11 protein-coding genes are annotated in these 13,674 nt (G+C 71.9%); 7 read left to right on the forward strand and 4 right to left on the reverse strand.

All coding sequences use genetic code 11. The annotated features are described in order from the left end of the window. The coding region (locus tag HF577_RS32850) for a DUF2537 domain-containing protein (protein ID WP_169399893.1) at positions 1-385 on the forward strand (385 nt) is incomplete at its 5' end. A 34-nt stretch (positions 386-419) separates the two neighbouring features. Here HF577_RS32850 and sepH read toward each other — a convergent pair. The 3 genes from sepH to HF577_RS32865 form a co-directional block, all read right to left on the reverse strand. Continuing rightward, positions 420-1,502, reverse strand: a complete 1,083-nt coding sequence (sepH, locus tag HF577_RS32855) for a septation protein SepH (protein ID WP_169399894.1) — start codon at positions 1,500-1,502, stop codon at positions 420-422. A gap of 243 nt (positions 1,503-1,745) precedes the next feature. Then, positions 1,746-2,882, reverse strand: a complete 1,137-nt coding sequence (gene serC, locus HF577_RS32860) for a phosphoserine transaminase (protein WP_312859541.1) — start codon at positions 2,880-2,882, stop codon at positions 1,746-1,748. Between the two features lie 90 nt (positions 2,883-2,972). Beyond that, positions 2,973-3,956: a GlxA family transcriptional regulator gene (locus tag HF577_RS32865; RefSeq protein WP_169399896.1), complete on the reverse strand. Its 984-nt coding sequence runs from the start codon at positions 3,954-3,956 to the stop codon at positions 2,973-2,975. Positions 3,957-4,049: 93 nt separating this feature from the next. On the opposite strand from HF577_RS32865, the gene HF577_RS32870 reads away from it, so the two are divergent. Beyond that, a complete protein-coding gene (locus HF577_RS32870) occupies positions 4,050-5,309 on the forward strand; it encodes an MFS transporter (RefSeq protein WP_169399902.1) in 1,260 nt (419 codons plus the stop codon). A 21-nt stretch (positions 5,310-5,330) separates the two neighbouring features. Here HF577_RS32870 and HF577_RS32875 read toward each other — a convergent pair whose 3' ends face one another. Continuing rightward, entirely contained in the window at positions 5,331-6,449 is a 1,119-nt protein-coding gene (locus HF577_RS32875) for a citrate synthase 2 (RefSeq protein ID WP_169399903.1), read from the reverse strand. Between the two features lie 346 nt (positions 6,450-6,795). On the opposite strand from HF577_RS32875, the gene pdxH reads away from it, so the two are divergent. From pdxH to HF577_RS32900, 5 genes are all read left to right on the forward strand, one after another. Beyond that, positions 6,796-7,446, forward strand: coding sequence for a pyridoxamine 5'-phosphate oxidase (gene pdxH / locus HF577_RS32880; RefSeq protein WP_169399897.1), 651 nt, complete (start codon positions 6,796-6,798; stop codon positions 7,444-7,446). A 310-nt stretch (positions 7,447-7,756) separates the two neighbouring features. Then, a complete protein-coding gene (locus HF577_RS32885; protein ID WP_407692264.1) occupies positions 7,757-9,022 on the forward strand; it encodes an MFS transporter in 1,266 nt (421 codons plus the stop codon). Positions 9,023-9,114: 92 nt separating this feature from the next. Continuing rightward, a complete protein-coding gene (locus tag HF577_RS32890) occupies positions 9,115-10,476 on the forward strand; it encodes an APC family permease (RefSeq protein WP_169399899.1) in 1,362 nt (453 codons plus the stop codon). 96 nt (positions 10,477-10,572) lie between these two features. Next, a complete protein-coding gene (locus tag HF577_RS32895) occupies positions 10,573-11,871 on the forward strand; it encodes a citrate synthase (protein WP_169399900.1) in 1,299 nt (432 codons plus the stop codon). Positions 11,872-11,989: 118 nt separating this feature from the next. Beyond that, the gene (locus tag HF577_RS32900; RefSeq protein WP_169399901.1) at positions 11,990-13,378 is read left to right on the forward strand and encodes a cryptochrome/photolyase family protein; all 1,389 of its coding nucleotides are present in this window, start codon (positions 11,990-11,992) and stop codon (positions 13,376-13,378) included. The last annotated feature ends 296 nt before the right edge of the window (positions 13,379-13,674 follow it).

A 13,674-nucleotide genomic window follows, 5' to 3' on the forward strand; every position in this document is an offset into this window, starting at 1 on the left:
GGCGTCGCGCGTGGCCGACCACCTCGGCAGACCCGTGGAGTTCACCGACCCGATCACGGGCGAGGTCGAGTCGGTGCCGGTGGGTTCCACCGGCCCGATCCCCCAACTGCCCGCCGAAGCGGCCGGGCCCACGCCATGGGCCACCGGGTTCACCATCGCCGCGTTCGCCGCGGTGCTCGCCGCGTTCGCCGACATCGCGCTCAGCCGGGCGTTCGCCGAGGCGTTCGGCCTGCTCTGGGTGCCGGCGAACCTGCTCGTCGGGCTCGGCCTCGCGCCGTCGCTCTACCTGCTGCGGAACACGCCGCTCTGGCGCTGGCCGGCGCTGGGAGCCGCGGCGGGACTCGCCGCGGCGTGGGTGGTGCTGCTCCTGGGCCTGCTGGGCTAGCCGGCCCAGGAGGCCCAGGAGGAGGCCCAGCGGGTCAGCGCTGGCCGCGCACGCCCAGCAGGACCTCGTCCCACGACGGCATCACCGGCTTGCCCTTCTTGGTGCGCCGGTTGGCCGCGGGCTGCTGCTCGGGAGCGGGCTGCTGCTCGTCGGCCGTCGCCTCGGCGGCGGGTCGTTCCGAAGCCTGCTCGCTCGCCGCCGGGGCAGCAGGGGTCTCCTTCGCGGCCGGGGCGGCAGGCTGCTGCTCGCGCTCGGGAGCCGCGGGCGGGCTGGTCCGGGGCTCGGGCGGGGCCTGGCGCTGCGCGGGCGGCCCGGAACGCCGAGGCTCCGGTGCGGTGCGCGCGGAGCGCTCCGCCACCCGCGGCGGCTCGGGGGAGGGCGAGTGCTCGCGTCCGGCGTCGATCCGCCCGCCACGCACGTTGTCGGAGGCCGCGGCCCGCAGCTCCTCCGGGCGGTCGGGCGTCGGCGCCGCAGCGGGCTCCTCGGTGCGTCCGATCTCGATGACCGGCCCGACGGTGCGAAGTGGCCTCGCCGGCAGTCCTTCGACGAGGTCGCTGGCGTGCTCGTCGATCGCGGTGACGGTGCCGCCGTTGGCGCCCGGCTGGAACGTCCAGTGCGCCCGGTTGTCGGACCTGCCCGCACGCCACGACAGCGCGACGACCCAGCGGCCGTCCTCGCCCTTCCAGGAGTCCCACTCGGCCTCGCCGTACTCCTGGCCGCGGAGACCGAAGGTGTGGGCGACCACGTCTCCGAGCATCCGGGTGTCGGGTCCGTCGGCGCGCACCGGATGGGCACGCTGGGCCACCTCTGCCGTGCGGGTGCGTTCGAGCAGCACCGGATAGGCGAAGCGTTCGATCTTCTGCAGTGGCACGCCTGCCGCCGCGGCGACCTGCTCCACGGACGCTCCGGCGCGGATGCGGGCCTGGATCTCACGTGGGCGCAACTGACTCTCCAACTCGATCGCAATCTGTCCGAGCCGGGACAGGTCTCCCCGCGCAGCAGCACGCAGCTGCTCGTCGGCCACCACAGAGAAGCGCTCGTGACGCTCGGGATCCTCGAGAACGACGGAGATCTCACCGCCACCCTCGGTGATCCCGACGACCCGCAGCGCCCGCATCGGCGGCCTCCCCGCTCTCGTACTCCCCGTCTGGGTGACGGTAGTTGCCAAATCGCAACCTGCCGCGGAGGCGCGCCGGGCCCGGTGGACGTCGTCCCACGTCGTTGCCGCCCCCGGTCAGCGCACCCCGCGCCGCGCAGCATCGCACGTTTCGGCCGTTTGGAGCAGTGTGGGAAGGTAACAGTTGTAACTACGCAGCGTTACCAATACTGCTCATACCACGACGCGAGCGGTGGACGCCCGTCAGGATGTCTGGTCCACGACCCAGTCGATGCAGGCCGTGAGGGCCTGCACGTCGTCGGGGTCGACGGCCGGGAACATGCCGATGCGCAGCTGGTTGCGGCCCAGCTTGCGGTACGGCTCCGTGTCGAGGATCCCGTTCGCACGCAGCGTCTTCGCCACCGCGGCGGCGTCCACGGAGTCGGCGAAGTCGATCGTGCCGACCACCTGCGACCGGTGGGCGGGATCCGTGACGAACGGGGTGGCGAACTGCGACTTCTCGGCCCACTCGTAGAGCCGGGCCGACGAGTCGGCGGTGCGGGCGACGCAGGCGTCCAGGCCGCCGAGTCCGAGCATCCAGTCGATCTGCTCGGCCATGAGGAACAGCGTGGCGACGGCGGGCGTGTTGTAGGTCTGGTCCTTGACCGAGTTGTCGACGGCCGTGGCGAGCGACAGGAACGGCGGGATCCAGCGGTCGGACGCCGCCAGCTCGGCCACGCGGGCGAGGGCGGCCGGGCTCATCAGCGCGATCCACAGGCCGCCGTCGGAGGCGAAGCCCTTCTGGGGCGCGAAGTAGTACGCATCGGCCTGGCGGATGTCGACGGGCAGGCCGCCGGCGGCGGACGTGGCGTCGATCACGACGAGCTGGCCGTCGGTCGCGGCCTCCGGGCGCACCACCGGCACCGCGACGCCCGTGGAGGTCTCGTTGTGGGCCCAGGCGAGTACGTCGCAGGTGGGGTCCGAGGCGGGGGCCGGGGCGCTGCCCGCGTCTGCCTTGATCACCACCGGGTCGGCGAGGAAGGGCGCCCCGCGGGTGGAGTCGGCGAACTTGGACGAGAACTCGCCGTAGGACAGGTGGAGGGCGCGGTCGCGCACCAGGCCGAACGCCGCGGCGTCCCAGAACGCCGTGGACCCGCCGTTGCCGAGAACGACCTCGTACCCCTCGGGCAGCGAGAAGAGTTCGGCTAGTCCGGAACGCAGCCGGCCGACCAGTGACTTCACCGGCTTCTGGCGGTGCGACGTGCCCATCACGGCGGCGCCTGCGTCGGCGAGCGCGGCGAGCTGCTCCGGGCGGACCTTGGACGGTCCGCAGCCGAAGTGCCCGTCGGCAGGCTTGAGGTCGGCGGGAATCTGCAGGTCACTGGAGGTCGAAGCGGTCACGGACTCCAGTGTCGCAGCCATCGGCGCGGAGAAACCGGTGTGGGGCGTCACCGTCACCCAGCCGCGGGGTCCGCTACGGGCCGGGCCGATCTACGCGTTCGCCCGCGTTCTGGACAGCTCATCCGTCCCGCGGTAGGTGCGGCGGTAGGCCAGCGGTGCCACGCCGATCGCCGAGTGCAGGTGCTGGCGCAGCGACGTGGTGGTGCCGAACCCCGCGTCCGCCGCGATGCGCTCCACCGGGAGATCGGTGCTCTCCAGCAGCCGCCGCGCCAGCGCCACCCGTTGCGTCGTCAGCCAGCGTGCCGGGCTGAGCCCGGTCTCGTCGCGGAACCGGCGGGTGAACGTCCGCACGCTCATGGACGCGTGCGCGGCCAGGTCGGCGAGGGTCAACGGCCGGTCGATGCGCTCCAGCGCCCAGGCCCTGGTGGGCGCGGTGCCCGGGCCGGCGGGGTCGGGGATCGGCTCCATGAACTGGGACTGCCCGCCGTCGCGCCACGGTGCCACCACGCTGCGCCGGGCCACGCGGTTGGCCACCGCGGCGCCGTGGTCGCGCCGGACGAGGTGCAGGCACAGGTCGATCCCGGCCGCGTTTCCTGCCGAGGTCAGCACGTCGCCGTCGTCGACGTAGAGGACGTCGGGGTCGAGCAGCACCGCCGGGAACAGGGCCCGGAACGCCGCGGCGTGCATCCAGTGGGTGGTGGCGGGCCGGTGGTCCAGCAGTCCGCCTGCTGCCAGCACGAACGCACCGGTGCAGATGGACACCATGCGCGTGTCGAGCCCGTGCAGGGCGGCGGCCAGCTCGGGCTCGAGCTCGCCGCGCTCCTTCGCGGAGCCGCCGTAGATCCCCGGGACGATGACCGTGCCCGCCGTGCGCAGGATCGATGCGTCGTGGTCGGGCAGCACCTGGTAGCCGGCGGAGGTGCGGACCGGTCCGCCGTCCAGTGTCGCCACGCGGACCCGGTAGAGCGGCCGCTCGTCGTCGTCGACGGCTCCCCCGAGGAACCGGTGCGGCAGGCCGAGCTCGAACGCGACGACGGTCGGCAGCGCGAGCACCGCGACCTCGTGGACGGACATGGCCGAATCCTTTCACATGATGGCCTTCGGGCCACTGTTGTCCTGCATACCGATCTACGATGCTGGCTTCTCGTGACCGAAGTCAGCACGCCGATGCGCACCCGGCCCGCCCGTCGCATCCATCCCGCCTGGTGGGCGGCGGCCGTCACGTTCCTGGCGCTCGTCGGCGCGGCAGGCTTCCGCGCCGTTCCGGGCGTGCTGATGGACCCGTTGCACGACGAGTTCGGCTGGTCGATCTCGACGATCTCGCTCGCCACCGCCGTGAACATGGCTCTGTACGGCCTGACGGCTCCGTTCGCCGCCGCGTTGATGGAGCGGTTCGGCATCCGCTACGTCGTCACGGCGGCGCTGGTGGTGGTGGCCGCGGGTAGCGGCCTCACCGTGTTCATGACGGCGAGCTGGCAGCTCGTCCTGTGCTGGGGCGTGCTCGTCGGGCTGGGCACGGGCTCGATGGCGCTCGCGCTCGTCGCGACCGTCACCGGACGCTGGTTCGTCGCCCGCCGAGGGCTCGTCTCCGGTGTGCTGACGGCGGGCGGCGCCGCGGGTGGCCTGGTGTTCCTCCCGCTCGTGTCGCAGCTCGCCGCGGCGCACGGCTGGCGGCCTGCCGCTCTCGCCGTGGCGGTCGCGGCGCTCGCCGTCGCGCCGTTCGTGCTCTGGCTGCTGCGCGACCGTCCCCGCGACATCGGCGTGACGCCCTACGGCGGTACCGACGCCGACGACGTGGAGCCGGTGCGGACGGGCGCGGCACGCATCGCGCTGCGGGCGCTGGGCACCGCGGCCAGGACGGGCCCGTTCTGGTACCTCGCCGCGGGGATGATGATCTGCGGCGCCACCACGATGGGGCTGATCCAGCCGCACTTCATCCCCGCCGCCCACGACCACGGCATGCCCCCGACGACGGCGGCGGGACTGCTCGCGCTGGTCGGGATCTTCGACGTGGCCGGCACGATCGCCTCGGGCTGGCTCACCGACCGCGTCGACCCTCGGCTGCTGCTGCTCGCCTACTACGTGCTGCGCGGGCTCTCACTGCTCGCTCTGCCGTGGCTGTTCGGGCCGCACATCGAGGCCAACATGCTGGCGTTCATCGTGTTCTACGGGCTGGACTGGGTGGCGACGATCCCGCCGACGATGGCGCTGTGCCGGGAGCTCTTCGGGGCCGCCGCGCCCGTCGTCTTCGGCTGGGTGTTCGCCTCCCACCAGGTGGGCGCGGCCCTGATGGCGTTCGGGGCCGGCATCGTCCGGGACGAGCTGGGCACCTACGACACGGCCTGGTACGCCGGTGGGGCGCTGGCCGTGGTGGCCGGCGTGCTCTCGCTGCTGGTCCGGCGCGTGCGGGTGCCAGCCCCGGTGTGACCCGGGGCCGGCCCGACGCGCTCAGCCGTGGTTGATCTCGTCCCAGCCCTCGACCGCGGAGGGCATGCGCGGGCCGGGACCGATGTACTGCGCGGACGGGCGCACGAGCTTGTTCTCCCGTTTCTGCTCCAGGATGTGCGCCGACCAGCCCGCCGTGCGGGCGCTGGTGAACATCGCCGGCATCATGTGCGGCGGAACCTCGGCGAAGTCCAGGATCACGGCGGCCCAGAACTCGACGTTCGTCTCGATGGGGTGGTCGGGACGGCGGGAGCGGAGCTCGGCCAGTGCCGCCTGCTCCAGCGCCGCGGCCACCTCGTACCGCGGAGCCTTCAGCTCCTGGCAGGTGCGGCGCAGCACGCGGGCCCGCGGATCCTCGGCCCGGTAGACCCGGTGCCCGAAGCCCATGAGCTTCTCCTTGCGGTCGAGGATGCCTGTGACCAGCGCCTCGGGGTCGCCGGACCGCTCCACCGCCTCGAGCATCGGCAGCACCCGCGCAGGCGCGCCGCCGTGCAGGGGCCCGGACATCGCGCCGATCGCGCCGGACAGGGACGCCGCGACGTCGGCACCGGTGGACGCGATGACCCGCGCGGTGAAGGTGGAGGCGTTCATGCCGTGCTCGGCCGCCGACACCCAGTACGCGTCCACCGCCTTGATGTGCGCAGGGTCCGGCTCGCCGCGCCAGCGCGTCATGAAGCGCTCGGTGATAGTGGTGCACTGGTCGATGCGCGACTGCGGCACCGCGGGGATGCCGATTCCACGGGCGGACTGCGCCACGTAGGACAGCGCCATCACCGACGCCCGCGCGAGCTGCTCGCGGGCCTCGTCCTCGGCGATGTCGAGCAGTGGCCGGTAGCCCCAGTACGGGGCCAGCATCGCGAGCGCGGCCTGCACGTCGACGCGGACGTCACCGGTGTGCACCGGGATGGGGAACGACTCGGCGGGCGGCAGTCCCGGGCCGAACCGGCCGTCGACGAGCAGGGCCCACACGTTGCCGAAGGTCACCTTGCCGACGAGGTCCTCGATGTCGACGCCGCGGTAGCGCAGGGCTCCGCCGTCCTTGTCTGGCTCGGCGATCTCCGTGCGGAACGCCACGTGGCCCTCGAGTCCCGACTTGAAACCCGGCGGTGGCGGGGGTACCACGTGCTCTGTGCTCCCCGCCGGTTCCGCGGCGGTGGTGCCCGGAGGGGTGGTGCCCAAGGGGGTTGGTGTGGTGGTCACCGCGGGTCTCCTCGTCGTGGTCCCGACACAGGTCACCGGCCGCAGGCACCGGTGGCGTCGTTGGCCGGGCTTCGGTGGACCGCCCGGAGGAGTGCGCCCGGGTCGGGCCGCCGACCACGGCCGTCGGTGACGGTCGACGTGGCTGGCGTCACCATGCCTTCGTGGACCCGTGGTGGCAACGGGGGAGCAGGGTGGCATCGGTCACCGGATCTTTCGGACCAAACCGCCCCGCCATAGCGTGAGGAGCGGCAACCCGGGGAGGCGTGTCATGGCGGAGCGGCTGGCGACGATGCGGGTGGACTACGACTGCGAGGGGTTCGACATCGACGCGCTGGCTCCGACATGGCACGAACAGCTGGCCCGCTGGCTCGTCGAGGCGGAGGCCGCCGGCGTGCCCGAGGCCAACGCGATGGTGCTGGCCACGGCGGGGCAGGACGCCCGGCCGTCGTCGCGAACGGTGCTGTGCAAGGGCGTGGACGCCCGCGGCGTGGTGTTCTACACCAACTACACCTCGGCCAAGAGCCACGACCTGCGGGCGAGCCGCTACGCGTCGGTCACCTTCCCCTGGTACGGGATGCACCGGCAGGTGCACCTCCGTGGCCCGGTCGAGCTCGTGTCGGCGGAGGAGACGCGCAGCTACTGGGCCACCCGGCCCCGCGGTTCCCAGCTCGGTGCGTGGGCGTCGGCGCAGTCGGCGGTCGTGCGCGACCGGCGGTCCCTCGACGACGCGCTCGAGGCCGTGACGCGGCGGTTCGCCGACGAGGACGTGGTGCCCGCGCCACCGCACTGGGGTGGCTGGCGCCTCACCCCGGAGCAGGTGGAGTTCTGGCAGGGCCGCGCCAACCGCATGCACGACCGGCTGCGGTTCGAGGTCGACGGACACGACCGCAGCTGGACGGTCAGCCGCCTCGCCCCCTGACGCGGTCGCGCCGCGGCCGACCGTGATTCTCGGCACTCACCGCCGGGTGCCGGGTGGCGCCTGCGGATCCCCTGGCTTCTGTCATGCCGAGGTGGCGGCGGTCCACAGCCGGTGATCGGGCGCACAGCCGCCCCGGGGACCCCACGCGGAGCCCATGAATCTCCCATCTCGAGGTGGTAGGGGTATCTCCGTGATGTCCGGTCCGGAGGAACCCACCCGCCCGAGCCGGCTGGGGCCGGAACCGCCCACCACGCGGATCCCCTCGGGGCCGGACGCTCCGACCCGCCCGACCGAGCGCGGTTCGCCGTCCGTGACCCGCAGGATCGGCGGGGTCGTCCGCGGTGCCCTGGCCGACACCCGCCCGCTGCGCACCCCGGCATACCGGCGGCTCTGGCTGGCCGGCGTGGTCACCGTGGTCGGCTCCCAGCTGTCGGTGGTGGCCGTCCCGACGCAGATCTACCAGCTCACCGGCTCGTCCGCATACGTCGGCCTGACCGGGCTGTTCGGGCTCGTGCCACTGGTCGTGTTCGGGCTGTGGGGCGGCGCCATCGCCGACGTGATGGACCGGCGCCTGTTGCTCCTCCTCTCCGGAGGGGGGATCGCGCTGTCGTCGCTGGCGCTGTGGGTCACCGCCGCGAGCGGCGTCGGTGGCGTGTGGAGCGTGCTGGTGCTCTTCGCCGTGCAGACCGCGCTCCTCGCGATCAACCAGCCCACCCGCAACGCGGTGATCCCCCGCCTCCTGCCGCCGGGGCAGCTACCCGCCGCCAACGCGCTCAACATGACGGTGCAGCAGGTCGGGGCCATCGCCGGGCCGCTGCTGGCCGGGGTCCTGATCCCGGTGGTGGGGTTGCCGACGCTCTACCTCGTCGACGCCATCGCCCTGCTCGCCACCCTGTGGGCGACGTGGCGGCTCCCGGCGCTGCCGCCGGAGTCGGCCGTCAACCGCCGCGCCGGAGCGCGCCAGGTCATCGAGGGGTTCCGCTACGTCGCCCTGCACAAGGTGCTGCTGGTGTCGTTCCTCATCGACGTCGTGGCCATGGGCTTCGGCATGCCGCGGGTGGTGTTCCCGGAGATGGCGCACACGGTGTTCGGGGATCCGATCGCCGGGGGCCCGGCGCTCGGGTTGCTGTTCGCCGCGATCCCCATCGGGATGGTGGTCGCCGGGCTGTTCTCCGGGTGGCTCACCCGGGTGCGGCGGCAGGGAGTGGCGGTCACCTTCGCCGTCTGCACGTGGGGTGTCGGCATCGCCCTGTTCGGGCTGTCCGGCTCGCTGTGGCTCGCGGTGCTGTTCCTGGCCCTCGCGGGTGCGGGGGACATGGTGAGCTCCGCGTTCCGGAACTCGATGCTGCAGACCGTCGCCACCGACGAGATGCGCGGTCGCATGCAGGGGGTGTTCACGGTGGTCGTGGTGGGTGGCCCCCGGATCGCGGACCTCTGGCACGGCCCGGCGGCGGACGCGATCGGCCCGTCGGCTGCAGCCGCGGTGGGTGGCTTCGCCGTGATCGTGGGCGCGATCGTCGTCGTGGCCGTGTTCTCCGTGTTCTGGCGCTACCAGGCGCCGGCAGCCGCCGAGTGACCGCCGTAGGCCGTGTGACGGCCAGATCTCGATCGTGACAATCCGGACGATCAGCAGGTGACGTAGGCGGCGTCACCCGTCACCATCAGGCCATGACTGATGTGAGCACGGTCACCGGACAGCCGCCGCTGAAGCGGGCGATCGGACCGAAGCTGCTGCTGTTCTTCGTGATCGGCGACATCCTGGGCACCGGCATCTACGCCCTCACCGGCTCGGTGGCCGGCGTGATCGGGGGCGCGCTGTGGGTGCCGTTCCTGCTCGCGTTCATCGTCGCCTTCATCACGGCCTTCAGCTACCTCGAACTGGTCGGCAAGTACCCGCGGGCAGCAGGTGCCGCGCTCTACACGCACAAGGCGTTCGGCATCAACTTCCTGACCTTCATGGTCACGTTCACGGTGATGGCGTCCGGGGTGACCTCGGCCGCCACCGCAGCGAAGGCGTTCGGCGACACCTACCTGCGGCAGTTCATCGAGCTGCCCACCTGGGCGGTCGCCGCGGCCTTCATCGCCGGCCTCGCCCTGATCAACTTCCGCGGCGTGGGGGAGTCGGTCAAGGCCAACGTGGTGCTCACCATCATCGAACTGTCGGGCCTGCTGCTCATCATCGGTGTGGGTCTCTACGCGGTGGCGGGTGGCGCGGGGGAGCCGTCCCGGCTGCTGGAGATCAACACCGGGGAGACCACGGCGTTCGTCGCGATCACCGCGGCCACGTCGCTGGCGTTCTTCGCGATGGTCGGGTTCGAGGACTCAGTCAACATGGCCGAGGAGTGCCGCAACCCGGCGAAGATCTTCCCGCGGGCGATGCTGCTCGGGATGGGCGTCGCCGCCGCCATCTACGTGATCATCGCGGTGCTGTCCTCGATGCTGGTGCCGGCCGACGACCTCGCCGCGGCGAAGAGCAGCGCCCTGTTCCGCGTGCTCGAGGTGGGGGCGCCCGGGTTCCCGCTCGGCCTGTTCGCGGTGATCGGCCTGTTCGCCGTGGTGAACTCCGCACTGATCAACATGCTGATGGCGAGCCGGCTGCTCTACGGCATGTCGAACGAGCGGATCCTCCCACCGGTGCTCGGCCGGGTCCACGAGGGCCGCCGGACTCCGTGGGTCGCGATCGTCTTCACCAGCGTGATCGCGATCATCCTGGTGGCGGCCGTCGACATCACGGCGCTGGGCGGCACCACGGCCCTGCTGCTGCTGGCCGTCTTCACCGTCGTCAACATCGCGGTGCTCGTGCTCCGCCGCCGTGACCCCGTCGAGCACGCGCACTTCCGGGCGCCGTCGTGGACGCCCTACGTCGGCATCGTGCTCTGCGGCTTCCTCGCCACCCCGCTGTCCGGCCGGCCGTTGCAGCAGTTCGCGCTCGCTGGGATCCTGTTGCTGGTCGGCGCAGGGCTGTGGGTCATCAACTATTTCATCGTCGGCAAGGTGGATGTCGACCCTGAACAGCTCACCAAGAGCTGAGCGCCCCACGTCACATGCTCTGGCGGGCGCGGTCGGCGGGCCGAGCACTAGCGTTGCGGCCAACCACGAAAACGAAGAGTGCGAGGGAACCTCCACATGGCCGACGAGACCACGAGCGCTGTCCTGCACCACCCCGGTGGCGAGTACGAGATGGCGATTCAGGACGCCAGCGAAGGCGCTTCTGCCTTCGACATCTCCAAGCTGCTGCCTTCGACGGGGCTGGTCACGCTCGATTCCGGCTTCGGCAACACCGCCGCGTGCAGTTCGGCGATCACCTACATCGACGGTGACGCCGGGATCCTGCGCTACCGCGGCTACCCCATCGACCAGCTCGCCGAGAGCTCGACGTTCCTGGAGACCAGCTACCTGCTGATCTACGGGGAGCTGCCGTCGCAGACCGAGCTCGACGCCTTCACCAACAAGATCAGTCGCCACACCCTGCTGCACGAGGACCTCAAACGGTTCTTCGACGGCTTCCCCCGCGATGCGCACCCGATGCCGGTGCTCTCGAGCGCCGTCAGTGCACTGTCCACCTTCTACCAGGACAGCCTCGACCCCTTCGACGAGGACGCCGTCGAGCTGTCGACGGTCCGGCTCCTGGCCAAGGTGCCCACCATCGCGGCCTACGCCTACAAGAAGTCCATCGGGCAGCCGTTCCTCTACCCGGACAACTCCCTGGGGCTCGTCGAGAACTTCCTGCGGATGACGTTCGGCTTCCCGGCCGAGCCCTACGAGATCGACCCCGACTTCGCGCGCGCCCTCGACGTGTTGCTCATCCTGCACGCCGACCACGAGCAGAACTGCTCGACGTCCACGGTCCGGATGGTGGGGTCGTCGCAGGCCAACCTGTTCGCGAGCATCTCGGCCGGCATCAACGCATTGTTCGGGCCGCTCCACGGTGGTGCGAACCAGGCGGTGCTGGAAATGTTGCAGCGCATTCGCGATGTCGAGGAGGGCAACGTCGACGCCTTCGTCGAGCGCGTCAAGAAGCGGGAGAAGGGCGCCCGCCTGATGGGCTTCGGGCACCGCGTCTACAAGAACTACGACCCGCGGGCGAAGATCGTCAAGCAGAGCGCCGACGACATCCTCAAGAAGCTCGGGGTCACCGACCAGCTCCTCGACATCGCCAAGGCCCTCGAGGAGCGCGCGCTCGCCGACGACTACTTCATCGAGCGCAAGCTCTACCCGAACGTCGACTTCTACACCGGCGTCATCTACCGGGCCATGGGCTTCCCCGTGAAGATGTTCACCGTGCTGTTCGCGCTCGGCCGGCTGCCCGGCTGGATCGCGCACTGGCGGGAGATGATCAACGACCCGACCACGAAGATCGGCCGCCCGCGCCAGCTGTACGTCGGCTCGACGGAGCGTCCGTACGTGTCGATGAACCAGCGCTGAGGTCCGTCCGTCCCGCAGCGGGGTGACATCACCGGCGTTCGCCGCCGGGGATGTCACCCCGCCTGCGTTCCGCCCCGATCGACGCGCGGGATGGGGCCACCGCCGTTAGCGTCGGCCCATGGCTGACACCGCCGTCGTCTGGTTCCGGCGTGACCTGCGGGTACGGGACCAGCCCGCCTTCCTCGCCGCCGCGGGTGCCGCGTCCCGGTCGCTCGCGCTGTTCGTGCTCGATCCCGCGTTGCTCCGGCCGTCCGGAGCGGCCCGGCGCACGTTCCTCTACCGGTCGCTGCGCGCGCTCGACGAGGCGCTGGGCGGCCGCCTGCTCGTGGTCCACGGCGACCCCGCCGAGGTCGTCCCCGCGGTCGCGGACGCCGCCGACGCGGCTTCCGTGCACATCGCCGCCGACTTCGGCCCCTACGGCACCGGCCGTGACGAGGCCGTCGAGAAGTCACTCGCGGACGCCGGCCGTGAGCTCGTCCGCACCGGCTCGCCGTACGCGGTCGCGCCGGGACGGGTGCGCAAGGACGACGGGAGCCCGTTCCGGGTCTTCACCCCGTTCCGCCGGGCCTGGACCGAGCACGGCTGGCGTCGTCCCGCCGAGACCGACGCGTCGACCGTCGCATGGCTCGACCCGGCCGCGGTGGACGGTGGCCCGCGCGCGGTCGGGATCCCGGACGACGACCCCGTGGACGCCGGGCTCCCCGACGCGGGCGAGGACGCGGCACACCGGCAGTGGACGGCGTTCCTGGCCGACGCGGTGACCACCTACGGGGACGACCGCAACCGTCCCGACAAGGAGGGCACGTCCCGGATGTCGGTGTACCTCAAGTACGGGGCGGTCCACCCCCGCACACTGCTCGCGGACCTCGCGTCCCGGCGCTCGACGTCGGCCGAGACCTACCGCACCGAGCTCGCGTGGCGCGAGTTCTACGCCGACATCCTGTTCCAACGGCCCGACTCCGCCCGCGCCAACTACGACCGGGCCTTCGACGCCCTGCCGCTCGCGTCCGGCCGCGAGGCGGAGGAGCGGTTCGACGCATGGCGCGAGGGCCGGACCGGGTTCCCGATCGTCGACGCGGGGATGCGCCAGCTCCGCGAGCAGGCGTGGATGCACAACCGGCTGCGGATGATCGTGGCGAGCTTCCTCGTCAAGGACCTGCACCTGCCCTGGTGGCGCGGCGCGCGTCACTTCATGCAGCTGCTCGTGGACGGGGACCTCGCGTCGAACCAGCACGGGTGGCAGTGGACCGCGGGAAGCGGCACCGACCCGGCGCCGTACTTCCGCATCTTCAACCCGGTGGTGCAGGGGGAGAGGTTCGACCCCGACGGCGACTACGTGCGGCGGTTCGTCCCCGAGCTGAGGGGCGTGGCGGGCAAGGCGGTGCACCAGCCGTGGGCACTCCCCGGCGGTGCGCCTGCCGGATATCCGGAGCCCATCGTCGACCACCGCGTCGAGCGGCAGGAGGCGCTCGCCCGCTACGAGCGGGTGAAGGCGCAGCGGCGCTGAGCCGCCCCACGCCCCCGATCGGGGCGTGACCTGCGCAGGAGTGACGGATTCGGCATCAGCGGGTGAGCAACGCCGACCCACGTAATTGCTCCATACGGGGGGTCGCCTTAACCTTCGGGGCACACCGACGGAGAGGGTGAGCCATGGCCGAGGAAGACGAGACGCGCCCTCGGCGGCGACGCGGGTGGCTCGGGCTGGTCGTGCTGCTGCTGGGCGTGATCATCTGGTTCGCGCGCTCCCGGCGGGGCGCCCTTGCCCCGGCCCAGCCGTGGCTGGGGGTGCAGCCGGTACCGGCC

The sequence above is a fragment of the Pseudonocardia xinjiangensis genome, from assembly GCF_012911925.1.
Taxonomy (GTDB): domain Bacteria; phylum Actinomycetota; class Actinomycetes; order Mycobacteriales; family Pseudonocardiaceae; genus Pseudonocardia; species Pseudonocardia xinjiangensis.

Excerpts from the sequence above, each read along its gene's own strand:
- sepH (WP_169399894.1), bottom strand. The coding sequence starts at position 1,502 with ATGCGGGCGCTGCGGGTCGTCGGGATCACCGAGGGTGGCGGTGAGATC.
- HF577_RS32865 (WP_169399896.1), bottom strand. The coding sequence starts at position 3,956 with ATGTCCGTCCACGAGGTCGCGGTGCTCGCGCTGCCGACCGTCGTCGCG.
- HF577_RS32870 (WP_169399902.1), top strand. The coding sequence starts at position 4,050 with ATGCGCACCCGGCCCGCCCGTCGCATCCATCCCGCCTGGTGGGCGGCG.
- pdxH (WP_169399897.1), top strand. The coding sequence starts at position 6,796 with ATGGCGGAGCGGCTGGCGACGATGCGGGTGGACTACGACTGCGAGGGG.
- HF577_RS32890 (WP_169399899.1), top strand. The coding sequence starts at position 9,115 with ATGACTGATGTGAGCACGGTCACCGGACAGCCGCCGCTGAAGCGGGCG.
- HF577_RS32895 (WP_169399900.1), top strand. The coding sequence starts at position 10,573 with ATGGCCGACGAGACCACGAGCGCTGTCCTGCACCACCCCGGTGGCGAG.
- HF577_RS32900 (WP_169399901.1), top strand. The coding sequence starts at position 11,990 with ATGGCTGACACCGCCGTCGTCTGGTTCCGGCGTGACCTGCGGGTACGG.